The 25,223-nt window shown below is 55.8% G+C and carries 19 protein-coding genes; 15 read left to right on the top strand and 4 right to left on the bottom strand.

The annotated features are described in order from the left end of the window. Positions 1 to 16 precede the first annotated feature (16 nt). A complete protein-coding gene (locus BMX00_RS10630; protein WP_245728015.1) occupies positions 17 to 385 on the top strand; it encodes an accessory factor UbiK family protein in 369 nt (122 codons plus the stop codon). A 144-nt stretch (positions 386 to 529) separates the two neighbouring features. Beyond that, entirely contained in the window at positions 530 to 2,074 is a 1,545-nt protein-coding gene (locus BMX00_RS10625) for a YifB family Mg chelatase-like AAA ATPase (RefSeq protein WP_090828999.1), read from the top strand. Between the two features lie 56 nt (positions 2,075 to 2,130). Here the strand turns inward: BMX00_RS10625 and BMX00_RS10620 are convergent, their stop codons facing one another. After that, entirely contained in the window at positions 2,131 to 3,363 is a 1,233-nt protein-coding gene (locus BMX00_RS10620) for a DUF445 domain-containing protein (protein ID WP_090828998.1), read from the bottom strand. A gap of 438 nt (positions 3,364 to 3,801) precedes the next feature. On the opposite strand from BMX00_RS10620, the gene BMX00_RS10610 reads away from it, so the two are divergent. The 5 genes from BMX00_RS10610 to BMX00_RS10590 all read left to right on the top strand — a co-directional run bounded on the left by BMX00_RS10610 (position 3,802) and on the right by BMX00_RS10590 (position 7,563). Then, positions 3,802 to 4,275 (top strand): DUF5132 domain-containing protein, encoded by a 474-nt coding sequence (locus tag BMX00_RS10610; RefSeq protein ID WP_090828996.1) that lies wholly within the window; start codon positions 3,802 to 3,804, stop codon positions 4,273 to 4,275. Next, a complete protein-coding gene (locus tag BMX00_RS10605) occupies positions 4,275 to 4,793 on the top strand; it encodes an HMA2 domain-containing protein (RefSeq protein WP_090828995.1) in 519 nt (172 codons plus the stop codon). The genes BMX00_RS10610 and BMX00_RS10605 overlap by 1 nt, the downstream gene beginning before the upstream one ends. Positions 4,794 to 4,961: 168 nt before the next feature. Beyond that, a complete protein-coding gene (locus tag BMX00_RS10600) occupies positions 4,962 to 5,951 on the top strand; it encodes a hypothetical protein (RefSeq protein ID WP_090828994.1) in 990 nt (329 codons plus the stop codon). Between the two features lie 170 nt (positions 5,952 to 6,121). Then, entirely contained in the window at positions 6,122 to 7,111 is a 990-nt protein-coding gene (locus BMX00_RS10595; RefSeq protein WP_218141538.1) for a magnesium transporter, read from the top strand. 86 nt (positions 7,112 to 7,197) lie between these two features. Beyond that, on the top strand, positions 7,198 to 7,563 hold the full coding sequence (locus BMX00_RS10590; protein WP_090828993.1) for an HMA2 domain-containing protein: 366 nt from the start codon (positions 7,198 to 7,200) through the stop codon (positions 7,561 to 7,563). A gap of 158 nt (positions 7,564 to 7,721) precedes the next feature. Here BMX00_RS10590 and BMX00_RS10585 read toward each other — a convergent pair whose 3' ends face one another. The 3 genes from BMX00_RS10585 to BMX00_RS10575 form a co-directional block, all read right to left on the bottom strand. Then, positions 7,722 to 8,060, bottom strand: a complete 339-nt coding sequence (locus BMX00_RS10585; RefSeq protein ID WP_090828992.1) for a DUF3562 domain-containing protein — start codon at positions 8,058 to 8,060, stop codon at positions 7,722 to 7,724. 298 nt (positions 8,061 to 8,358) lie between these two features. Further along, positions 8,359 to 9,546: a methionine adenosyltransferase gene (gene metK, locus BMX00_RS10580; protein ID WP_090828991.1), complete on the bottom strand. Its 1,188-nt coding sequence runs from the start codon at positions 9,544 to 9,546 to the stop codon at positions 8,359 to 8,361. A gap of 2 nt (positions 9,547 to 9,548) precedes the next feature. After that, a complete protein-coding gene (locus tag BMX00_RS10575) occupies positions 9,549 to 12,656 on the bottom strand; it encodes a cation-translocating P-type ATPase (protein ID WP_090828990.1) in 3,108 nt (1,035 codons plus the stop codon). A 703-nt stretch (positions 12,657 to 13,359) separates the two neighbouring features. Between BMX00_RS10575 and BMX00_RS10570 the strand changes: the two genes are divergently transcribed. The 8 genes from BMX00_RS10570 (at position 13,360) to metH (ending at position 25,214) form a co-directional block, all read left to right on the top strand. After that, positions 13,360 to 14,097, top strand: coding sequence for a hypothetical protein (locus BMX00_RS10570; RefSeq protein WP_143053093.1), 738 nt, complete (start codon positions 13,360 to 13,362; stop codon positions 14,095 to 14,097). A gap of 33 nt (positions 14,098 to 14,130) precedes the next feature. Continuing rightward, entirely contained in the window at positions 14,131 to 15,267 is a 1,137-nt protein-coding gene (locus tag BMX00_RS10565) for a hypothetical protein (RefSeq protein ID WP_090828988.1), read from the top strand. Continuing rightward, complete coding sequence (locus BMX00_RS10560) at positions 15,264 to 16,847, top strand: radical SAM/SPASM domain-containing protein (protein ID WP_090828987.1); 1,584 nt, start codon at positions 15,264 to 15,266, stop codon at positions 16,845 to 16,847. Before BMX00_RS10565 ends, BMX00_RS10560 begins: the two co-directional genes overlap by 4 nt. Then, positions 16,844 to 18,091, top strand: coding sequence for an aKG-HExxH-type peptide beta-hydroxylase (locus BMX00_RS10555; RefSeq protein WP_177171839.1), 1,248 nt, complete (start codon positions 16,844 to 16,846; stop codon positions 18,089 to 18,091). The genes BMX00_RS10560 and BMX00_RS10555 overlap by 4 nt, the downstream gene beginning before the upstream one ends. Then, complete coding sequence (locus tag BMX00_RS10550; RefSeq protein ID WP_090828985.1) at positions 18,088 to 18,750, top strand: hypothetical protein; 663 nt, start codon at positions 18,088 to 18,090, stop codon at positions 18,748 to 18,750. Before BMX00_RS10555 ends, BMX00_RS10550 begins: the two co-directional genes overlap by 4 nt. Before the next feature lie 6 nt (positions 18,751 to 18,756). Then, positions 18,757 to 19,344, top strand: coding sequence for a tetratricopeptide repeat protein (locus tag BMX00_RS10545; RefSeq protein ID WP_090828984.1), 588 nt, complete (start codon positions 18,757 to 18,759; stop codon positions 19,342 to 19,344). Next, positions 19,334 to 21,301, top strand: a complete 1,968-nt coding sequence (locus BMX00_RS10540) for a flavin monoamine oxidase family protein (protein WP_090828983.1) — start codon at positions 19,334 to 19,336, stop codon at positions 21,299 to 21,301. The genes BMX00_RS10545 and BMX00_RS10540 overlap by 11 nt, the downstream gene beginning before the upstream one ends. 181 nt (positions 21,302 to 21,482) lie before the next feature. Further along, on the top strand, positions 21,483 to 25,214 hold the full coding sequence (metH, locus tag BMX00_RS10535; RefSeq protein WP_090828982.1) for a methionine synthase: 3,732 nt from the start codon (positions 21,483 to 21,485) through the stop codon (positions 25,212 to 25,214). Positions 25,215 to 25,223: the final 9 nt, after the last annotated feature.

Raw genomic sequence — 25,223 nt, 5'->3', positions numbered from 1 at the left:
AGTGTGAGATTTTATCATGCGTACGTACGCTCTTCCGGCAGAATGCCGGGTGTTCTTCCGGCCGGATGCCGGAACGGAATTCATGGAGGAAATCATGCTCAATCAAAAAGTGTTGGATGAAGTCGTAACGAAGGTTAACGAACTGCTGGCTCAGAGCCCCGTAAAGGATGTTGAGAAGAACCTGAAGGTTATGCTGGCGGGCATATTCACCAGAATGGATCTGGTGACGCGCGACGAATTCGAGGTTCAGCAGGAGGTACTTAAGCGCACACGCGAGAAATTGACCGAGCTGGAAGCGAAAGTAGCCAGGCTGGAGTCTGCCGCAACATCAGACCAGATTGATGTTCCACCGGAAACACTGGATGATCTTTCGGAAACGGAATAATCCATTGGAGCAGGCGGGGTCAACAAAAAGTCAGGCACGCCATAACAGGTAATAACAGGTAAAGAGTTAGATACAAATATTCGTGTGCCGTTTGCGGGGGCTATTTCGCGTTGATCCTGCCGCTTCTCGTTGAGAATTTTTTGCATGCCCCTAGCGATTCTTTATAGCCGCGCTATCTCGGGCATGGAATCTCCACTGGTCACGGTGGAAGTTCACATTGCCAACGGGCTGCCCAGCTTTACCATTGTCGGACTGCCTGAAGCCGAGGTAAAAGAAAGCAAAGACCGGGTGCGGGCCGCGCTGCAAAATGCCCAATTCGAATTTCCCTCCCGGCGCATCACCGTCAACCTTGCTCCCGCCGACCTGCCCAAGGAAAGCGGGCGCTTCGATCTGCCCATCGCCTTGGGCATTCTGGCAGCGACCGGCCAGATTCCTTCGGATAAGCTTGACCAGTACGAATGGGCTGGCGAGCTCGCTTTGACGGGGGAATTGCGCGCCGTACGGGGAGCACTGGCGATGACTTATGGCGCATCGCGTTGCGGACGCTGTTTCGTACTGCCTCATCAAAATGCCGCAGAAGCCGCACTGGTCAGGCAGGCGACTATTTATCCCGCCACTTCGCTGCTGCAAATCTGCGCACATCTTGCCGGACGCGAGCTATTGCGTCGTTACGGCGTCAGCAGTTTATTAAACACGGGAACGGACTCGGGAATAGCCATCAATTCAGATACAAACTCGAGTATATCCCGTTATCCTGGCATGGATGAGGTAAAGGGCCAAGGGCACGCAAAGCGTGCGCTGGAGATCGCGGCCGCAGGCGGCCATAGCATTTTAATGGTGGGTCCGCCCGGTACCGGAAAGTCCATGCTGGCGGCGCGTCTGCCGGGTATTCTGCCATCGATGACAGAAGATGAAGCACTTGAATCGGCCGCCGTGCAATCTTTAGGCAGCGGCGGCTTCGATGTTGCCAATTGGAAATGCCGCCCTTATCGTTCACCCCATCACACAGCCTCCGCAGTGGCCCTGGCAGGGGGCGGCAGCACTCCACGCCCCGGCGAGATTTCGCTTGCAATGAACGGGGTACTGTTTCTCGACGAGCTGCCGGAGTTCGATCGCAAGGTGCTGGAAGTCTTGCGTGAACCGCTGGAATCGGGTCGGATCACCATATCGCGTGCGGCGCGCCAGGCAGACTTTCCCGCACGGTTCCAGTTGGTCGCTGCAATGAATCCCTGCCCTTGCGGCTACCTCGGGCATTACAGTGGCAGATGCCGCTGCACGCCCGACCAGGTAGCGCGCTATCGCGGCAAAATCTCCGGCCCCCTGATTGACCGCATCGATATGCTAATCGAAGTTCCCGCGGTATCCGAGCAAGATTTGACAGGACGAGCCAATGGTGAGTCGAGCAGTGCAATCAGGCAGCGCGTTGAAACCGCGTACCAGCGGCAACTGGAACGACAGGGCAAGGCCAACGCCAGGCTGACGGTCAAGGAGATCGATGAACACTGCGTGCCGGACAATTCGGCGAAAAATCTGCTCAAACAAGCCATTGCCCGACTTGATTTTTCCGCGCGGGCGTACCATCGCATCCTGAAAGTCGCGCGCAGCATTGCAGATCTGGCGGCAAGCGACGCGCTCACCAGTATCCATATTGCAGAAGCAGTGCAGTATCGCAAGCTGGACAGAAATTAATTTTTGCCCTTCTGGATGCCGGGCAGAAGCTTGGCAATAATTCACGATGGGAAAATTCAGCCAAAGGCCCGCGATAACACATAAATCGCAAGCCCTACCAACCCGCCGATCAACGTGCCGTTGATGCGAATATATTGAAGATCTTCTCCCACTTGCTGTTCGATCCGGCGCGTGATGGTTGCAGTATCCCAGTCCCGGACCGTATCGGCGATCAATAAACCCACATCGCGTTGGTGGGCCTGCACGACTTCAACTGCCACGTTGTGGATCCAATCATTGAGGCGCCAGCGTAACTGTTCGTTTCTCAGCAGCGCATGGGTGGCCGCTTGCGTCGCCTCCGTCAACCACGCCTTGATGTGCGAGTCCGGGCTGCTTATGTCCTCCCGCATACTGCGAAGAACATCGTGCCACACGTCGGCTGCGTAATCGCGTAGCGCCGGATGGTCCAGCAGCTTGCGTGTGTGTACCGCAATCTGCTCCCGATACTCGGGGGACGTGGCAATGTCCGTGGCCAGCTTCCCGATAACTTCATCCAGTCTCAGGCGCAGCGGGTGCACCGGATCGCGTGCAATCTCCGCGACGATTTCGCGCAGCACCGCCACGACACTGTCAGCGACCTTGTCATCCATGGCGAGCCGCTGCCACAGCCACGCCGTATTCTCGCGTACGCGTTGGCGGATGCGCGGTTCGTTGTCGCTGACATACTCATCGGCTGCCCGCAGCCACTTGTCCAGCAGTACCTGGTGCCGCTTCTCTGCGGTGAGCATCGCTATCACCTCTGCCAGCAACGGGCCGAGATTAATTCCTTGCGCCCGTTTCGATACGCTGTCGGAAACGAAGTGCTGCATTTGATGGCCGTCGACGGAATCCAGCAGTTGCGGAATCAGGGAGGTCACACGGTCGGCAAACACCTCGGCGCGCTCCGGCTCCGATAGCCATTGGGCCAGTTTGCCGGATAGATCCACCCCTTTCAGTTTGGCAGAGACGACTTCGGGGGACGCGAAGTTCTGTTCGACGAAGCGTCCCAGCGATTGGCCAATGCGTTCCTTGTTGCGCGGAATGATTGCGGTATGAGGAATCGGCAGGCCCAGCGGCTGGCGGAATAACGCAGTTACTGCAAACCAGTCGGCCAGGGCGCCGACTACCGCCGCCTCTGCAAAAGCGCGGAGGTAACCAACCAACGGATGAGCTGAGAGATATACGTTGGCGAGAACGAGAATGACAAGCATCGTAATAAGCATCCCGGTCGCCAGCCGCTGCATTCTTTTATTGGGGAGAGATGGCTCCATGAGTCACATGTCGTGGTTCGCGGTCTTTGTTTCCGAAACCAAATTCGTTAAGTGGAAGAGGCAGATCCGCCCTTTCAAAAGTATTTTTGCGGAAAGCGCACTCTGCCAGACCGGGTTGTCCGATGTTTCCGTTCCCCATAAAGTACACTTTAAAGCACTTCGTGCGACTTCGCGACATCCGAATGGTGCATTCGCGCTGCCTGCGGCAAATGTTCGCTGCGGTCTGATGGCAGCAAGGTCGGCTGTTGCGGCAGAGCCTGATGCGTCGCTAGCTGAGCTGATGCTGTGCAGGAAGCGCTGCCGTTAACAGATTCAGTATCCGTTTTTGAACGCGATTTTGAATAATAATTTTTATGACAAAACTTGCATCCGAAAACTATTTGTCTATAAAGAAATCTCCGTGAGGTAAACATGAAGGGCAAATAAGGAAGGTAAACCATGGCCGAAAACTTTTTCAAAAGCAATATTGTGACCGGATTGGTAGCCGGGTTGGGCGCGTCGGTACTGGCGCCGGTGCTGCTTCCTGCTCTTGCAAACATCGTCAAGCCTGTGACCAAGGCGGTTATAAAAACGGGCATTGTGCTGTACGAAAAGGGAGCGGAGACGTTTGCCGAATGGGGCGAGGCGGTCGAGGATCTGGTGGCGGAAGCCAAATCGGAGCTGGAGTCTGAGGCTGCGCCGGCTGCGGCGGTTTCTTCCCCGGTTGGTGCGGCTGTTGCCGGCGGTCAAACTGCTCCGGCCCCAAGCGCTCCGCCCGGCCAAGCCAGCAATGCGAATAAAGTCCCGACTGCGGAGGCTGCGGCCCAGGCTGAGCAGTCGAGTGGTGCCACAACTCCGGCTGGGGCAGGTGGTCCGCCACCCCGTGAAGCCGGCGGTGGGGATAAAGCTCCGCCTGCGACTCCGGCTCCCTGATGGCCCCGCTTGCACGGGTGGTGCACGCTCTTCCAGGCAGGAAACGGATCAAGGTTCCGGAAAAGCGTGGGGAGGAGGCTTATTTCACCCTGCTGAAGGAGAGGCTGGGTGGCTGTCCGGGCGTTATAGCGGTGGAGACAAACCCTGCTACCGCGGGGGTGCTGATACGCTACTCAGAAAATGAAGCCGATTTTTTGCATTCCGCGGCGGAGCAGGGATTATTTGATCTGACGGAAGGCACTTCGGCTACAAACTTGGCTACACCCGCCGGCGTGGCCCGGGCGGCCCGCGCGGTTCCGGCCAATCCAGGAACCACCGACATGAGCAGACATGCCTCCGCAACCGGCCTGAACATGCGGCGCCTCATATTCCTGGGTCTGATCGGCACGGGTGTTACGCAGATGATTGAGGGTAATATTGCCGTGCCGGCGGTGGCTGCATTTTGGTATGCGCTGAATACCTTACCTTTGTTAAATGATTCAAGCAGTGCGGAAGGAGGCCGCCTTGATCGCAAGTAGCGTTCGCCACACCACAGCCATGTTTAACGGAAGATCAAGTTTAAAAAAATACGGGGAATCATCAGTAAGCTGAAGTCGAAATAGAGACAGCCGCACACGCGGCAAACGCATCCACAGGATGTGTCCGAAGTGATGACAGCAATTAAACCGTAACCAGGAGAAATCAAGATGACAACGCCGAAATCAGATAAGCAACCCAACGCGGAAACCCGAAGCAGTGAGGAAAAACGAACCAGCGAGGAGAAGCGTACCAATGTAGAAACTTCCGAGAAAGAAATACCCACCAATGTGGAAATGCCTCCTGCTGACGTCACACGCGCCAGTGTTGAAGCGCCGCCTAAGGAAGAAACCCGCCCAGGCGCAGGGTATTATTCCGATAAAGAGAGGCATCCTGGCGTAGAAACGCCGCCAGGCAAAGAATTTCGCTCCGATGACGCCTATCGCCGCGAAGAGACGCGTACCGAGGCGGAAGCCCGCGAAGACAGGTGTACCCGCGAAGCGGCCGAGTCCAAGGCAAGAGCTGCCGCACAGGACATAGGCGCTGCAGGCACTACCGTAAAAACGGGTATTGCCGGCAGTCTGAGAGGCATGGACGAAATCGAATCGGAAATCGTCAGCCTGGTGCGCAATACCGTGTCCAACACGCTAAGAGCTACCGGCGCTGTCGGTACGGAAGCGGTCACTGTTGCCCGGGACGTGGTCAGGGGGGCATTGTCCGCGACCGAAGATGTCGGGACCGGACTCGTGGTTACTACCAAAAGTGTCGCCAAGGGGGTAGTGCTGGGTGTGTCCGACGTGGGTGGCGACGTCATCTCGGTGGCTACTGAGACTGCGAGAGCCGCGGTAAATGGTACTGCTGCCGTAGGAGGCGACACCCTGATGGTGGCCAAGCGGACCATAGATGGCGTTGTCGAGGCAACCACCGAAACGGGTGGTAATGTCGTAGAAACTGCCAGGGCAGTAGCTGGCGGCGCAGCGGAGGCAATTGGCGGCATAGGTACCACGGCGGTCACCAGCGTGCGCGACATCCTTCTCAGCGTTGTCACAGGCGTCAAAGACGTTGCAAATGCCGCATTGCCCAGATCGGTCCCTGCGGAGGAACGCGCCATTCCCCCTGCGGATCGCCCCATCGCGCCGGGTCCCGCTCCTGTGATGTAATGCTGCCTCGGTCCGGGCACGCCAAGTGCCCGGAGCCTGCCATTATCAGGGTATTACCTGGCGCCCCCGCGAGGGAAGCCTGGAGAGCGGGCCGGTTCTGGCGTGGCTAAATAAACGATGGGGCTGGACGCGCCCGTCGTTATGACATTCTTTCAGACGGCCACTCGCTCATGCAAAACCCGGCCTCGGGACAACGCAACCATGCACGCGAGACGGCTGTCAGCCACTTGGTTAGGCGCGTGCCGACCGGCAGTCCGGAAGAGACTGTTTCGTCGGTTTTGGCGAGATTGCCCGGTAGTATTTTCGACTATGCTGACACGATCTATGTTACCGACAGGATAAATACGCTGGTGGGTATGGTGCCTATGACGCGGCTGCTGGTGGCTGCGCCACACCACCGTTTGTCAGATATTGCTCGAGAGCCGCGCCCGGTCGTGCATCCGAAGGTGGATCAGGAAATAGTCGCATCGCTCGCCCTTGTCAACGGCATTTCCGCAGTCCCTGTCGTGGATGAACAGCAGCGCCTGCTCGGCGTAGTGCCGCCGCAAGCCCTGCTGGAAGTGCTGCGCCACGAGCACATGGAGGATCTGCACCGGCTGGTGGGGATCCGCCATTACACGCTGCAGGCGCGCAATGCCATGGAATCGCCGCCAATACGGCGTGTCGGGGACAGGTTGCCTTGGCTGTTGGTGGGGCTGATGGGCAGCATGCTGGCAACTTATGTGATGACCCGGTTCGAACACGCGCTGCAGTCGCAGGTCGCGATCGCGTTCTTCGTTCCGGGCCTGGTTTACCTGGCTGATGCAATCGGCACCCAGACCGAGGCGATTACCGTGCGCGGGCTGTCCCTGAGCCACGCGACCGTGCGCACCATGATAGTTGGCGAATTGCGTACCGGATTCATCATTGGTCTCACCCTCGGCGCGCTTACGTTTCCCGTCATCTGGCTTATATTCGGCGACCCTCACCTGGCGCTGGCCGTTTCATTGGCGCTGCTTACGGCAGGATCCGTCGCGACCAGCATTGGCTTTCTGTTTCCTTGGACATTCTTCCGATTGGGCAAAGACCCTGCCTTCGGTAGCGGCCCGCTTGCCACCATCTTCCAGAATGTTCTGACTCTCGTCGTTTATTATTTTACTGTCCGCCTGATCGTTCAATAAGCGGAGGCTGCATTCATTATCGTGTAACAAAGCCATGTTTAAATACGACCGTAAGGAGAAGGAGAATACCCAAACGGAGCAATATCATGGCGTGTTACGTTCACCACGTGCCTGGCCGGCTGCGCGTCAAGACACAGGCCCTGAAGAATAATTTGTCCGGGGCCCGGCAAGTGAAATCTTGCATGGAAACAGTGCGCGGCGTCCTGGAAACCGAGGTCAGCACCATTACCGGCAGTGTTGTGATTAAGTACGACGCATGCCTCGTAAGTTCCACTACGATTCTTGAAACCTTGCGCGACCAGGGCTGCATTCAGAACGCGCATTGCCTCGCAGCGCACCAAGCTGTGCACCGAACCCATCCGGCGCAGAAGTTGGCAGATACTTTAGTGGCAAAACTGATCGAAACTGCTGTGGAGCGCTCGGCGATCGCTTTGATTGCGGCGATAATCTAAGTCCAGGCGAACGAAGCAGTTCAACTGTGGTTCGAGCGGATTGACGATGCCTTTGCACGTAAGCCCGCCATTCTCACGCCCAATAGCGACAATAAACGATGCGGGTGACCCACCAGCTTGGTCGACGTTCGACAACTTATGTTCCGGCTGGATTCCGGCTATGCCTTCGTGCCCGGCGAGGCAGCAGTTCGGGAATCTTCGGCAGACTCCACAAACTGACGACCGGGGTCGGCCTTGAGTATAAAGGGAGAGGATTTCCGATGCCTGACCGAATCTCGGGACACTGTGGACTTCCGCGCATGGCGCAGCACCTCGCGGACTTTCTTATAGGTAAGCACGGTCAGGAAGTCGTGGATTCTTGCGCTTGAACTGAGGCGTCCTAGAATTTCAGCGTAGATGTCTTCCACTTCTTCGACGGGCCAACTTATTTCTTTAGCGAGCCCCTTGATAATGGCAAAATCCTCGGGCTGTAACTGAGCGTGATTCGAGGTGCCCATGAAATTTTCACTCTTTCGCTTAGCCGAAGAATTGTCCTAAAGTCAGAACCGTCATGATTATGCTCGAACAATGAAGCCCGGAACCTCTTTATAGGCCGAAATAACCACAATTGCAAAATAGCCACGGTCGCAAATAGACGGGATAATCAAGGATTTCTCAACCCAATCCGTCGGGCTGGTGGCGTTGAGGATTACGTTCGCCGACACCTGATCAAAGCGAACTCTCGCAACAAGTTGTCCCGATCGTTATGTGTAACGGCAGGCCCTGATCGTTCGGAAAGGTGATGAAATATCTCGGCTAGCGCAACAACTCTGCTTTATCCGTGCTCTCCCACGGAAGTCCCACATCCATTCTTCCCACCTGACCGTATACCGCAAGTCTGCGGTAAAAACCTCCCCGATACAGTTGCGGTTGATAGCGCAGGTTGAACGTACGGATGATCGCCGCCGGGCGGAAATCGAAATGAGCCTGAATCCGGGCTGCAATTTCCGTGTCAGGTATGGTCCCGGTGCCGAAGCTGTCCACCTGGATGCTCACTGGCCGCGCTATCCCGATCGAATATGCAAGATGTACCTCGCACGCCTGTGCGAGATCTGCAGCGACAACATTCTTGGCGGCGTAGCGCGCTGCATAGGCGCCCACACGGTCGATTCGGGATGGATCTTTGCCGGATAGCGCGGACTCCGAGTGCCGGGAATACTCGCCATAAGTGTCAACTGCATTCTTGCGGCCGGTCAGTCCCGAGTGCAGCGCTGGCCCCCCGTCCACAATCGGTCCGTCCGGGTTGATGAAAATATGAGTACGCACGTCGGGCCGCAACTCTTCGCCGAGGAACGCCGGCTCGATCACATGCTGACAAAGATCGTCGCGCAGGGAAACAAGGTTTTGCAGAGCCTCCTTTCGCTGGCTCGCCACCAGGGTAATGGAGTGGATGCGATGCGGCCTACCGTCGCGATATGCCACGCCCACCTGGGTTTTTCCGTCCGGGGCGAGATAGAGCAGTTGCTTTTGCAGCCGCGCTGCTGTCAGACGGCGTGCCAGTTTATGAGCGAGCCAGATGGGCAGCGGCATCATGGCTGCGCTCTGGTTGCAGGCAAAGCCGAAAACATTGGCTTGGTTTCTGGCCGTTACGCCTTCCAGCTCTCCCTCACTCATTTCCCGCTCGTCCAACTGCGGATGGGATAGCGCCGGAAGTTCCATCAGGCTGGTCATGACGGTGCAATCCCTTGCATTGAAATCCCCATGCTCATAGCCGATCTGGCCGATGACTTGGCGCGCAATACTGGAGATATCAATCGAGGCCAGCGAGGCGAAGCGCGCCGCGATAAACAGTATCCCTTTCGATACCGCGCACTCAGCCACGACCCTCGAAAATGGATCCTGTTGAAAATAGCGGTCGATTATTGCGTCGCTCACCTGGTCGCAAAGTTTATCCGGGTGCCCATCGGTAACGGATTCGGATGTAAACATGAAATCCTGTTTCATTATCAGGCTCCCGCTGGTGAGGTCGGTGAATATAAGAGCCCTTGGCGCCGCTTGCGTTTCATGACTGGCCCTTTGCTCGCCTCGTTCATAATAAAAGGCAGCGCCGATCCCGCGCCTATCATCACCCAATCGATGGGGCTTGGGAGTGTATTTCCGAGCAGGCTCCTGAGTCCCGGCACAGCTACCGAAGCTAATTGCAGTGCGGCCGTTCCGCCCAGCGCCAGGTTGAGATATGGATTTGGACCCAGCGTTTCACCACTGAAAATGCCGCTGCGATCGGAACGGCAGCTGTAAGCGTGCAACAGTTGCGCCATGGTAAGAGTCATGAAGGCCGCGGTGCGGGCCTGCGGCCCGATCCCATAGCGCGCCACCGCGTAGCCATAACTGGCCATGGAGCCGGCGGTCATGGTGAGCGATTCCAATCCGTAGCGCTTGAAGTCAGACGGTTTTACGAGGGGTTCCTTCGGATCTCTTGGCGGGCGATGTAAAACGTCCGGCTCGGGCGGCTCGACGGCGAGCGCCAGAGCTGGAAAAATGTCCGTCACCAGGTTGATCCACAACAACTGCAGGGTGGTGAGCGGGGTGCCAAGTCCGGTTCCAATGGAACCCAGCATCACCATAATCTCCGAAAGATTTGTCGCGGTCAGAAAATGTATCGATTTGCGGATATTGTCGTAAATCGTGCGCCCTTCCGAGACAGCTACGATCATGGTATGCAGATTGTCGTCCTCCAGTACCACGTCGGCCACGTTGCGGGCCACATCGGTGCCTATGCCGCCCATGGCTACGCCGATATCGGCGGCTTTGAGCGCCGGCCCGTCGTTGATTCCGTCTCCGGTCATGCCCGCAATTTTGCCGGCTCGCTGCAGCGCTTGCATGATTTGCAGCTTGTTGGCCGGGCTGACGCGAGAGAAAATGTTGACCTTCTGGGCAAGCCCTGTTAGCACTTCCGGATCCAGTTGCTCAAGCCGGATAGAATCGAGAATGTTCAGTTCCTCGCTGCCGGATATGCCTAGTTCTTTACCTATAGCATAGGCGGTGGCGCTTTGGTCACCGGTGATCATCACCGTATCGATGCCGGCCTGGTGGAATAAGGCGATAAGCTCCCTCATTCCTTGTCGCACCGGGTCAGCCATGCCAGTCATTCCCAGCCAGATGAGCTCTTCCGCGGGAAGCAGATCGGCGTGCGCCAGCTCTACATAGGCAAATCCCAGCACGCGCAAGGCCTCCCCTGCCATGCGATCATTTTCGATAAGTATCGCGGTGCGTTCGGTTTCTGTAAGCGGCAGGCGCACCCCATCCTTGATCCACCAGCCGCACATCTCCAGTACTTCGGCTGGGCTGCCCTTGACCGCAACCAGCTTTCCAGCCCCTCCTGTTGTGTGGGTTGTACGCATGAAGTTGTGCTTTTCGGCGCGGTATTCCACCTGCACCTTGGAGTAGCGTCGGCGCAGCATGCCCACCTCCACGCCAGCAGTCAGCGCCAGATGCACCAGTGCGTTTTCGGTCGCCGAACCCTTTAGCGCGTAATTGCCTGCATCTCCATTCAATTCTGTCTCGTTGCACAGGACAGCCACGTGTATGAGCCTCAATAATTCATCGCTCTGAGCGGGGTCCATTCTCACGCCATCACCGTAAAACATATCGTTAGCTAGCGTGATACGACGCTCCCCGCTATATATCGCCAGGACGGACATGCGGTTAAAGGTGAGTGTTCCTGTCTTGTCCAGACAGATCACCTGCATCGCTCCTAGGGTTTCCACCGCGTCCAGGTGCCGCACCAATACGCGGTGACGGCGCATGTTTCGTATGCCCAGCGCCAATGTGGTTGTAGCCACGGTGGGCAGGCCTTCCGGAATTGCCGCGACGGCAAGTGAAATTGAAGTCTTCAGCATCTGCAGCCAGCCGTAGCCGCGCGCCAGCCCGATCAAATACACGACTCCGCATATCCCGACGGAAAGCAGCACCATCTGGTTCCCCAAGGTTCTAAGCTGCCGTTGCATGGGAGTTTCCGGTGGCCTGGTTTCGCTCACGAGCGTCTGGATGGTGCCGATCTCGGTATGCCCGCCCGTGGCGACCACCACGGCTAATCCACTGCCTCCGGTAACTACCGTACCCATATAGACCATGTTGAACCGATCCGCCAGCGGGACGTCCGGTTCGTCCAAAGATTCCACCCTCTTAATGACGGGCAGGCTTTCGCCAGTGAGTGCGGACTCGTCCACGGTCAAGTTGCGCGACTCCAGCAGTCGCGCGTCCGCCGCTACCTGAGTTCCTGGCGTCAGCACCAGAATGTCCCCGGGGACCATAACTTCGGCCTCCACTTCTGCAAGTTGCGCATCGCGAATTACCGCGGCGTTCTGCTGGACGCTTTCTCCGAGAGCATTAATTGTTCGCTCCGACTGGGACTCGGCGGCATAGCCGGTACCGGCATTGATCATGACAACCCCGAGGATTACCACAGCGTCGGCAAAACCCCCAGTTGCTGCGGAAAGCATGGCGGATACGCCCAGTAAAATAACCGGCAGGCTCTTGAATTGGCCCAAAAAAATGCTCAACCCGGAACGGGGCAGTGCTTTAGGTAGGCGGTTGATGCCATAACGATGCAGCCGCAACTGTACGGAAGCTCGGCCAAGACCGTGCTCTCTGGAAGTTTCCAGGTCTGACAGCACTACATCCGCAGGTAAAACATGCCAGTTGCTCTGTCCCTGCAAGAGAGCCGGCCTGACGCCAGCAGTAGCGGTCGACGGCAAGGAATGCAAGGGATGAATATTGGCATCCAAGCGCTGCTTGGATGCGGTAGGTATCGACCCCTCCAGCGATTGCTCCACCAAGACCCTGATCTCTTCAATGCCATGAATCGGATCGAAAATGATCAATAGCCTCCCGGTCAGAATATTGGCGGACACCTGTTTTATTCCCGCGCGGTGAGCGAGCTCGGATTCGATCCTCAGCCTGACTGGCTCACAGCGATATAAGCCGTTAACCTCAAACCTGACGCGGCCCTTCACCGCAGCGTGAACCACGCGCACCAGCCACCGCCGCTCAGCCTCGTCCGATGCTGCTGCGATAATTGAATGGCCCTGCGCGTGATCGAGGATTTGGGACATTATCTTGATAAGCCAAAGATTAAGATTACACCCCTTCAGGTGCTTCTACTTACCGGCCGGCCTTGCCGCTTTTGCTCAGTCCCGGACTGGTGGAAGTTCATCAGCCCCGCGAATTGAAATTTAATGGGTATGCTTTAATTTGTAGACGAAGACTATAGCTTGCTCAAGTTATTTGCTGCATGAATGTTTCAGGTACTTATATTAACCCGGAAGATTGGCGATAAAGCCTGGGTAGGCGCAATAGCATCCGCGCAGGAATGAAGCAAATCCTGCTCAAACAAGAGCACAGCCATCAGGCTCAACCAAACAAGCTCATCACTGACGTGAAAACCGGCGCATACTGCTGCAACCAGTGCGGCCAATTGGTATAAAGTTTCCTACCATGAACGTTTCCTAGCGCGAAAGCGGTGCAATACAAAACGTGAGAAGAAATCGGAAATGGAAGTATCTTAAGCATCATTTCACAGATTCTGTTGTGCCATGAATTTGTAAAGTAGAGGTGCTAGAATTCGACCGTTATTTCTCTTGACAATAACGATTTGTCATATTAGTTTGCCAACAGGAAGAATCATGCCGCTACCGAGGTTAATAAATTTTTGTTTTTCAGGTACAAGTGCCTGCGTTCCATTCTAATTCCACCTGATATGCGTTTCAGGTTGGCCCGCGAGTTATTGCTATACTTCACATAAAAAGGAGTTTAATAATGCCTGATGAGCATAACCCAGACGATTCTCCACCAGCCACTCCCGGTTCCCCGCAAGCCGCAGAAGCGCCACCTGCACCTCAACCTCGCTCATTGCCCGCCAGCGCCAAACTCGGCGATTTAACGGTTGGCGATTTGAATGCCATTATTGCAGCCGAGACTAGCAGAGCAATTGCATCCCGGCTGGGTAACCTCGGCAATATCGGTGCGGCCGGCAGCCATGTAAACTCCGGGCCTCCGGGGTTTGTCAACGGTGGCGGCCATGCTAATTTTGACCCCAGAGCAGCTATCGGAAACCGGGGTAATCTGGGTGATCTGGGCAGGGCGGGCGTCCATGTGAATTCTGGTCCTCCGGGGTTCGTCAACGGTGGCGGTCATGCCAATTTCGATCCTTCCCGTGGCCTCGCGAATCGTGTAAATATCCCCGATCTCGGCAGAGCAGGCGTCCATGTAAATTCAGGCCCTCCCGGGTTCGTAAACGGTGGCGGTCATGCCAATTTCGATCCTTCTCGTGGCCTCGCGAATCGTGTAAATGTCCCCGATCTCGGCAGAGCGGGTTCTCACGTCAATTCCGGACCGCCTGGATTTGTCAATGGAGGCGGCCACGCCAATTTCGATCCGAGAACCGCTGTGGGGGCCGGCCTCATCAATGTAACCCTCCCGGATGGCGGTCACGTGGCTATTCCCGCCACCGGGCCGGTGGATTTACACGTGCGCGGTTTTCATATCACACGCTAGATATTGCAGTCCTGATGAACCCAATCACAGCCTATGCGGGCTAACGGCGCGGGCTGGTCAAGCCGCGCCGCCGGGTTGCTTCATTCATTCGTGGAGGCCGCCTGCCACTCCGGGATGCTACGCCGGTTGCTGGAAGGAGATCCTTCGGCCGCGCTGCGTGAATGGCAATGGGAATGCAATAATGTTCCCCCATCCCTGCCTCCGCCCAGCAATGCAATATCGGTGGCGATCGATGATGCGACCCTGCTTGGCCCGGTACACTGGCGAACAGAGCCGGAGGAGGAACTGTTGCGTCAACCGCAGTTGCGCCTTCTGCTTGCCGGCGCCAAGCCTTTGGCATTGATTCATGGCAATGAGCGAAGTTTGACCGCCCTGGCGAACTGGGCTCGGGTACGCGGTTATTTTGGAGTGCTGGGGCCCCATGAATTTCTTCCCCAACACGACTCAGATAAAGGCGAGTACAGCAACCGCATGATCGACGTGACAAGCGCCCAGGCGGGCTCCGGGGCGTGGCGCGGATTGCTGTTGGCGCCTGACGAGCAAACCGTGCTTATTGCCTGGTTATGCCAGCTATTTGGATGGGAAGGCCTTTTAGGAAGATTGCTTGGTTACCCGCCCTGCTGTTGCGATGCGTTCGAGGATCGCTGGCCAATCGCTTCACAAAAATACGAAGGCGACGTTGGCCTCATGTATTTGGCGGAAGTCAGTTCACGAGCGGGGGAACCGGTTCATGAACTGAACTGGACGGTAAATATTTTTGCCCGGTATTTTGGCTGGGAAGTCATACAGCATTTTCCCTGTCACTGGGGTTGTATGGCCACAACGGCACTGGCCCAGCGCTATTTTTCGGTGCTTTCACACTATTGGCCCACAGAAATGCAAAAAACACTGCAGCATCTTGCAGCGCCATTGCTGGTGATCCCCAACCACGGCTTTAGTCTTTTCCCTGGCGGACGGGTCGTACGGGAAAATGGCTCCGCGAGCCTGATATATGAGCCTGAACTGGTTCAAGTCATCGGGATGGAAGGCGCACTTGTCGATTCAATTACCTCCTCGCCGCGTTTGACCTCTAGCCGAGGCGGAGGCTGGCAAATCGGTGGCAGCAAAGTTCCAGGCTGGCTTTTAAATATCAATTCCGATCCGGCTGCGGTTGAGGGAACCATGAGATGAGATACTTCAGCAGACCCTCCCGAGAAAGTGCCGAAAGCGCGTATCTCACCGACCTATATGGTAAGCATTACGAGCCTTTCGGCGCGATCAGCCTGAGTGACGAGACAATTATGGGAACTGATGGCATCGTTCTGGAAGAGGTTGCAGGCGAAACGCTTGCGATTCATCCCGAGAACGCGGCGTGGGCATTTCTCAATGCCGGCGAGGCGAAGTGGTATAGGCAACTGGACAGGAAACCCTTTGGCTGGTTGCGTCATAATGTGTCGTCCCACGGCACAGATGCAGCGCTCGGCTTCATCGCGCATCTTTATCGTCGCGGGTTGCTGACACTTAACTCGCATGCCGCGGTGGACCACAGGATGTTTGCCGACGGGGCAAACTACGAAGAGGGAAACCTGATCGAGTTACTGATTACCGAAAAATGCAATCTCGCCTGCCCTTATTGTCTGGCGGGCGCCAATTCTTCCATGCCTGCCATGGATCGGGATATCGCCAGAAAAACTGTGGATCTCGCGTTTGCCATGCGTGAGAGCGATACCCTGGCTTTCGAATTTGCTGGCGGAGAGCCGTTTCTGAAATATGACCTCATGAAAGAGACGGTACAGTACATCCGCAATCACCCACAGCGACGCAACCGAAGGTTGTTCATCAGTACCCAGACGAACGCCACGCTACTGAATGAGGAGCGGGTCCGCTGGCTGAAGGAGGAAGATGTGCGCGTCGGCATTTCCATTGATGGAGGCGCCCAAAGCCAGAACCTGAGTCGTCCTCAGGTCAACGGCAAGGAATCGTTCAGCAAACTGTCAAAAGGGATCGATCTGCTGCACCGCTTCGAGGTTTCCTTCGGCGGCCTGGTCGTGCTGAACCGGTCCAATGCGGATGATCCGGCAGCTTTGGCGGCTACCATGCTCAGTCTCGGTATTCACGGCTTCAGGTTGAATCCGGTGGCATATCTGGGCGATGCCCGTAAGAACTGGAACAAGGTTGGCTTAAACCAGGAGCATATCATCGGCTTTATCAAAGGTCTCATGGATCATATCGTGGAGCAGAGATTGCCATTGCTGGAAGATAACGTCCGCAGCATGTGTGACTTTCTCACCAGTAAACAACGCCGGACGCGTTGCATGCGGACGCACTGTGGGGCTGGAGACACCTTCCAGGCAATCGCAGCCAATGGCGATATTTACCCCTGTGGCCGCGCCACGCAATCACCTGGCCTCAAGCTGGGCAATATTTTTGATCCAGGAGTGGAGAGCCTGTCGCAGCCGTCCCGGAACAACGTCATCATGGCGCAAATCCGGGAACGCCGGCCGGCTGATCTTGAGGGATGCAATAGCTGTTCCTACCGCCAGCTATGCCAATCCGGGTGTTCCGCGCAGGCTTGGGAACGCTATGGTGCGGTACGGCACCGGACGCCGGAGTGCTCGTTCTATAAAACGCTGTACCCCTATTTGATGCGCTGGCTTTCTTTCGATGAGGCCGCGTTCGACCATCTGAATGCATACAATTACTTCAACAATGAAGGCATGCGCTTTTCCCATGAATTTATGCCCTTGCAAGATGGGGCGGTCGTGACGTGAACGCAGAGGACGCTCGCCAGGCGGGCTCTACGGAACCGTTTTTAAAGTATGTGCTGAATGACTGCGCCGGCTTGTGCTATCCCTCCGCACCGGGTAATACCGTCGACGTGCTGTTTGGGCTCGCCGCTTTAAGGCGGGCAGAGCGTTGGCGACACCAACTGGACGCGGCAGTTGCCGCGGCGGATTCCAGCGAAGCTCAACTTGCGCAGCGAGCGATTGCTGTGCTTGGCAGCTTGTTCGCCGGTAGCCGCGCGCGGCTGTTCTCGACTCCCCTGGCGGAAATTGATACCGTTCCCTGCGTGGATCGAGCTGATTTCAGTCGCCTTGACGAAAAGAAACGTGTTTTGTCAGGGATTCGGAACTTGCTTCATCACCCCGACGTCCGCAACATCGCCTTTGTTTTACCTCCGTGTCTGTTCACCGATGGAGCATTTTATTTGCCGCACGCCCATGCTCTGCTTTTCAGTGGCCCCCCCGAGGTTACGATAGCGGTGGTGGAAAGTGAGGGGAATACGCGTTTCACCTGGAGCGACGGATTGACCCTGACGTTGCCTAACGATGGGAGCAGGTTGCCATCGGGCTTTTCCCATTCCCGACTAAAGCCTCTGCCCCATATCGGGGGTTTTCCCGTTCTTAATTCCATAGCTGAAACTGCTCCCCTGTTATCAGGTTTCGGGCCCGCAGCGGACCATGAAATTGGCCCGGCAGCGGAACGCATTGAGGCGGCGCTGGAACTCCTCAGTCAGGTATGGCCGCTCGCCTATCATGCGCTCCAACGGCATGTCCAAGCGTTATGTATTCTGAAGCAGCGCAGCTATTCGCGCAGCCATAGCCCCTCGGAACTACCGGGGACGATTTTCATGAGTGCCGATGACATCGAGCGCATCGGCGATCTGCTCTGCCATGAATCCAGCCATGTGAGGATGAATGTGTTCCGGCTCTATGACCCCCTTGCAGCTGCTCGCACACCAGAATCGGAAGCCGCCGGTTTCACTTCCCCCTGGCGGCCGGATTTACGACCGCTACGCGGGCTGTTGGATGGCGTGCATGCTTTTCTGAATGTTTGCCGCTATCATCGCAGACTGGGAGAGAGGCTTTCCAACGCATGGGCTTCCGCTGCGATTTATCAGCGACAAAAGCGCAATATAATTCAGGCCAGCATGACACTTCGCCAGCATGCGATTCCAACGCGGCTTGGAGCGATGCTGCTGGAGGAATTTTCCCGTGAGGAAGCATTGCTATGATCAGTTTTACCTCTGCCGCAACGATCACTGGCGAACCCGAACTTGAGATCGATCGAGTCTCGCTTGCGCGGCTCCGAACTGAATTCGACAACCGGGGTGCAGCGGTATTGGGTCCTCCCGCTCTTGATACTGGCGCGCACCTGAGGCTATTGGATGAGGCCCTTAGGCAACGCCGGAACGCGAGCTGGAGCCTGGTTGCTGAGCGGTGCCCCGGAGAAATCTCCCAGAATAATTTGCGCGCACATCTCGGACCCCATGCGCGCAGTTTCCTCTCTTCGGGATCGGTGCTTGCTTCCCTGGAGCAAGTGACCGGCCACAGGCTTGTTCCGTCCTGGAGCGCCAGCTGTTATACATATTACGATGGCCCCGGCCAACACATGGGCGAACACTGCGATAAAAGGGATGCCTGCCGGATCGCTTTGCTTGTATACCTCAAAACCACCTGGGCTCCCCCCGCCCCTCCCACGGCAGGGCTTCAATTGCATGTCTTTCGCGGCGACAATGCCTCGAGTGAGCTGTTGGTTCGTATCACCGGGTTGTCGAACCGGATCGTCTTTCTGAATGGAGCCGAGCAGGCGCACCTGCGGCCCGGATTGGCCGCGGGGGAAAATATGACGATGCTGGCAGGCTGCTATCAATTGGCAATCTCACCAACCTGAAACGGTATGCAATGGAGTGACTGGCCCCCGCTCGATGAGGCGCTTATGCCCGGTTACGAGGCATGGCGGAACGGAAGACTTCAGGAAGCCCAGCTTTTCTTTCAGAAAAAAGCTGAGGAGCAGCCGGACAGTGCCGATATCTGGCGTGGCCTGGGAAATGTTGCGTGGACCCGTAAGGATTTCAACGCGGCTCTTATCCACTTCAACACAGCTTTACGCCTGGAGCCGTGGAGCCCGATGCACTGGGGGAACATGGGGCTGATTCGCCGGGATCTTGGCCAGCCCGAGGCCGCAATTGCCGCCTTTCGCGTGGCGCTGGGATTTGATTCACGTTATGCTCCGGCACTCAACGAATGGGGAAATGTTCTGTTTGATATAGGCCGGTACGAGGAAGCACTGCCGCTTTACGACGTCTCCCTGGCCATCGATAATAACCGGGCAGTGGTGTATCACAACAAAGGGGTATGCCTGCGGCAGCTCGGAAGGTCCCCCGAGGCAGTACTCTGTTTTAAAGCGGCACTAGCCTTGGACCCGGAATACCGCTATTCCAGGGAAGAGCTACGGCGATTACAAACAAACGTCCATGTCAGATAATAAAATCGATACGCAATTCGCGGGGCCCTATGATGTGGTTATCGTAGGCGGCGGTATTGCGGGCTTATATTGCTGCCATGAACTCATCAAGAAAAACAAGGGCGGTGCGCTCAACATTCAAAGCATTCTTCTTCTCGAAGCATCGAGCCGATTTGGGGGCCGGATAGAAACCTGGTCCTTGCAAAGAACTGGCGAGCAGAAGGGAGAGGCCATCGGGTTTCAAGATACATGGGACCCGTGCAACTGGGATTTCGCAGCCGCACCCCCAGACCCTTCCAAGCCACGCGCAGACAAGGAATCTCCTTATAAAGGCCCTGTAGAGAAGAAGTGGGTACAAAAAGACGGTAGAGAAGTTGAAAAAGTATCAACGATTGAGTATTTTCGCGCGGAATTCGGACCAATGAGGATTGAGCCGCGTGATCAACCTTTATTGGAAGCGTTGCTCAGCGAATTGGGAATCAGAGAACAAACTCCGGGTGAAGAAGAAAGCCTGGATGATCTGGTACCGTTTTCTTCATATATCTCGGAAGATCCGATGGAGCCCAGATTCACCCTTCGCGAGGAGGAAGCTCAACAGAAAACGCCTTTCGACTTGATGATACTGGCTCTCAGGCGGATCTTTGAACTCGTTGAAGACATTGAACCCGAGGCGACGGATTCACAAGCGCTCAATAAAGAAGAGAATAAGAAAAAATCAGGTCCCTGGCATACCGATGCCGCCAATGAGCAGTGGAGGAATTTGCATGATGCAGCGTTCTTTTACCGCCATTACTGGAAAGGAGAACTGCTCGAATGGATCCACAATCTTACCGACGAGGATTTCGTAAGGATTCGCCAACACGCCCGTTTCAGAGGCGAGCCGCTTTGGAACTTGGGGTTCTGGAATGTCCTCAGCGAGGTGTTAAGCCATTACGCCGTAGTCAAGATCAGGGACTGGGGAAGTTACTATCATTTTGTACACGAGAATCTGAATGCTGCCGAGTGGATTATATTTTGGCTTAGAGCAATTCGAAGCACAGGATCGCTTCGCGGCATTCGCGGAGGCATGAGCCGGATCATCTGGAGGCTTCTGGAAAAACTTCACAAAGCCCGGGAAGAGAATCCATCACTGTGTATTCAAATTCAGAAAAATACAAAAGTAACTGATATTCAATCTGATGGCGATGCTATTAATGTCGGATTCACGGTCACGAATGAGGAGTATGAGAATAAGGAGGAACAACTCGTTAGGGCGAAAAGGGTAATTCTTGCTTTGCCCAAGCGTCCGCTCGAAGAGATATCCTGGGGTGGAAATCCGCCCGTTTACCTCAAGAAAGCATTGAACGCCGTCGCCTGCCTACCGTTATTGAAGTGCTTCTTTGTTATCGAAAGACCCTGGTGGGAAGACAACAGGCCTCTGAACCGCTATGCCGCGGATCTCCCTACACGTGAGCTGCTCTATGTGAAAAGCAACGACAGAACAAAAGGGCTGATCATGGTATACACGGACCGCCCGGCGATCACATTCTGGTCCGACTACCTGAGAGAGATCGAATGCGATCACCAAAAAAGCCATCGGGATCCAGCAGAAAATCTGGAAGATCCTCAGCTTGAGATCCAGGAGATGGCCAAGACCTGGTTTTCAAGGAAAGAGAAAGGTCCGGATTATCCTCGGTTGTGGCAGCGTTTTGTGCAGTTTGCGCGGGACTATGAGCACCATGATTTTACGCAGGATCGCCTCCTCGCCTGCGGTATGCGCGATTGGGGCAAAAAACCTTTTGGCGCAGCCGCCCACGGATGGTTGCCAGGCGTGATGTCCTGGAAGCACATCGAGTATCTTGAAGCATTTTCCCTGGATCAGGATAATGCCAGGTCGAATGTCCATATTTGCGGTGAAGCATTTTCGGATTATCAGGGATTCATAGAAGGTGCGCTCCGATCCGCAACGCGGGTTTTGGACAGGATCTCGGCCGAATGAGCCGAAATCGACGCCACGTTGCCACAAACTAATCCGCGGTGTTGTTACCTCAGTAATTTATTCGATTCTTTCTCATTCTTCCCCTTCTCGCCCGGTAAGTGCCATCTCGGGCAGAAGTGTGCCGATAAAATATGCAGAGCTGGCGTGATAGAATCCAGCCTCTACCGGAACCAGCCCCGTCATGAAAGAGCATCCCCGCGCCACATTACTTCAAGACCTCCTGGCCCGCCGCATCCTGATGCTGGACGGCGCCATGGGCACGATGATTCAGAGCTACAAGCTCAACGAGGCGGATTATCGCGGGTCGCGCTTTGCCGATTTTCCGCACGATGTGAAAGGCAATAATGACCTTCTGACACTTACCCAGCCACAAATTATCCGTGCCATTCATACCGGCTATCTGGAAGCCGGAGCGGACATCATCGAGACCAACACATTCAACTCCACCGCTGCCTCGATGTCGGATTACTACATGGAGGATTTGGTATACGAGCTGAATTTTGCGGGAGCCAAGCTGGCTCGGGAAGCCGCACAGGCTATGGAGACCAGAACGCCGGAAAAGCCACGCTTTGTTGCGGGAGTGCTGGGTCCAACCACCAAAACCGCATCGATTTCGCCGGATGTGAACGACCCAGGTTTTCGCGGCATCACCTTCGATCAGCTGGTGGCGGATTACTCAGTCTCCATTAGCGGCTTGATTGACGGTGGCGCGGACATACTGCTGGTCGAGACGATATTCGATACACTCAACGCAAAGGCTGCACTATTTGCCATCGATCAGTATTTTGAGACCCACGGCATGCGAGTGCCTGTGATGATCTCAGCAACCATCACCGATGCGTCAGGCCGCACGCTCTCCGGCCAAACGCCCGAGGCCTTCTGGAATTCTGTAAGTAACGCACGTCCATTATCAGTGGGACTTAACTGTGCCTTGGGAGCGGAATTGATGCGTCCTTACATTGAAGAGCTATCCCGGGTTGCCGGCGTATATGTCAGTGCGCATCCCAATGCCGGACTGCCCAATCCGCTGGCGGAAACCGGCTACGACGAGTCGCCCGAATATACCGCAAGTCTGATCAAGGGATTTGCGCAATCGGGCTTTGTCAATATTGTCGGCGGTTGCTGCGGCACTACGCCCGCACATATCAAGGCCATCGCCGATGCAGTGGGTAATATCCCGCCACGGGCCATCCCCGACATTCCAAAGAAGCTGCGGCTATCGGGTCTGGAACCGCTTAGCATCGGCGACGACTCACTGTTCGTGAACGTGGGCGAACGCACTAATGTCACGGGCTCGAAAGCCTTTGCCCGTTTGATACTGGGTAACAATTATGCTGAAGCCCTGAGCGTAGCCCGAAATCAAGTGGAAAACGGCGCGCAAATCATCGATGTCAATATGGACGAAGCGATGCTCGACTCGCAGAAGGCGATGGTGACGTTCCTGAATCTTGTCGCCGCCGAACCGGACATCAGCCGTGCTCCGATAATGATCGATTCAAGCAAGTGGTCAGTAATCGAAGCGGGACTTAAATGCGTGCAGGGCAAGGCCATCATCAATTCCATCAGTTTGAAGGAGGGGGAGGCGGAGTTTATCGAGCATGCAAAACTGGCCCGCCGCTACGGAGCGGCGGTGATTGTGATGGCGTTCGACGAGTCGGGTCAGGCTGATACAAAAGAACGTAAGGTGGAAATTTGCACGCGCTGTTATCGCATTCTCGTGGATCAGGTCGGCTTTCCGCCAGAGGACATCATTTTCGATCCCAACATTTTCGCGGTCGCCACCGGTATCGAGGAACACAACAATTACGGCCTGGATTTCATCGAGGCCACCCGTCTCATCAAGCAAACCCTGCCGTATGCCAAGGTGAGCGGGGGCGTCTCCAACGTGTCCTTTTCTTTTCGCGGCAACGAGCCGGTGCGGGAGGCGATCCATACCGCTTTCCTTTACCACGCGGTGCGAGCCGGCATGACCATGGGCATTGTCAACGCCGGGCAGCTGGGCGTTTATTCGGACATTCCCAAGGATTTGCTCGAACGCGTGGAGGACGTGCTGCTCAACCGCAAGCCCAAGGAAGGCGGCGACGCCAGCCCCACCGAACGGCTGGTGGAATTTGCCGAGAGCTTCAAGGGGCAAAGCAAGGAGATAACCGAAGACCTTTCCTGGCGGGACCAGCCCATACAGGAACGCCTTACCCATGCGCTCGTCCGGGGCATCACCACCTATATAGTGGAAGATACCGAAGCGGCACGGCTGGAAATCGCCAGGGACGGGGGCAGGCCCATACAGGTAATCGAAGGGCCGCTGATGAATGGGATGAACGTGGTGGGCGACCTATTCGGCTCAGGCAAAATGTTCCTGCCCCAGGTCGTCAAATCCGCGCGCGTGATGAAGCAGGCGGTAGCGCACCTCCTGCCGTTTATTGAAGCGGAAAAGAAATTATCGGGCGATTCCAGGCCCAAGGGCAAGATCGTCATCGCCACGGTAAAGGGCGATGTGCATGACATCGGCAAGAATATCGTTACGGTGGTACTCCAGTGCAACAATTATGAAGTCGTCAATATGGGCGTGATGGTGCCTTGCGCCCAGATTCTGGACATGGCTCGGCGGGAAAATGCCGATATGATCGGACTATCCGGGTTGATCACGCCCTCCTTGGAAGAAATGGCGCATGTGGCGAAAGAAATGGAACGTGAAGGCTTTACCATACCTTTATTGATCGGCGGCGCAACCACTTCGCGCGTACATACCGCCGTGAAGGTCGCGCCGAATTACAGCGGCGTTACGGTATGGGTACCTGATGCAAGCCGTGCTGTCGGGGTCTGCAGCAATCTTCTATCCCAAGATTTGCGAGCTGGTTATGTTCAGGATCTGAAAACGGAATACGAGAGAGTGCGCACCCAGCATAAAGCCAAAAAGGGGCCATCGCCAATGTTATCCATAGCGGAAGCGCGCAAAAATGCTTTTAAAACCGAGTGGGAAAGCTACACTCCGCCTGAACCGGACTTTATCGGCGTGAGGTCCCTGCGAAATTATCCCCTGGAAAAACTGGTTCCGTTCATAGACTGGACGCCATTCTTCCAGGCATGGGAGTTGTCCGGGCGCTTCCCCGCGATCCTGCAGGATGAAGTGGTAGGCGAGGCGGCCAGCAATCTGTATCGCGATGCGCAGGCCATGCTGAAAAAGATCGTCGAGCAGAAATGGCTGGGCGCCAATGCCGTATTCGGCTTGTTCCCCGCCAATACCGTCCATAAAGATGACATAGAAATCTATGCCGACAAAGCACGTACCAGGATAGCGATGACGTTTCATAATCTACGGCAGCAAACCATGAAACCTGCCGGGCGCCCCAATCTATGCCTCGCCGATTTTGTCGCTCCCAGGGAAACGGGAATTCGGGACTTTATCGGTGCGTTCGCAGTGACCGCCGGGCTCGGTATCGATGCCCGCGTGAAGGCATTTGAGGAGGCGCATGACGATTACAGCGCCATCATGTTGAAGGCGCTGGCCGACCGACTGGCTGAATCTTTCGCCGAGCATATGCACTGGCGGGTGCGGCGCGAATTCTGGGGTTTCGTCAAGGATGAAAACCTCAGCAACGAGCAGATGGTCAACGAGGAATATCGCGGCATCCGCCCCGCGCCGGGGTACCCGGCGTGCCCGGACCATACGGAAAAAGGACCATTGTTCGAACTGCTCAAAGCCCCGGAAAATTCAGGCATCATCGTGACCGAATCCTACGCCATGGTTCCTACAGCGGCGGTGTCGGGTTTCTACTTTTCTCATCCTGGAGCGGACTATTTTGCAGTGGGCAAGATTGGCAAGGATCAGGTGGAAGACTACGCGAAGCGTAAAGGCTGGCCGCTGGAAGAAACAGAAAAGTGGCTAGCGCCCGTTCTGGCATATGAAAGGTAGGCCACAACG

Origin of the sequence: Nitrosovibrio tenuis, from assembly GCF_900109785.1 — a bacterium.
Classification (GTDB): Bacteria; Pseudomonadota; Gammaproteobacteria; order Burkholderiales; family Nitrosomonadaceae; genus Nitrosospira; species Nitrosospira tenuis_A.
Note: the sequence above shows the minus strand (reverse complement) of the source record. Positions and strands in the feature narration are given on the sequence as shown.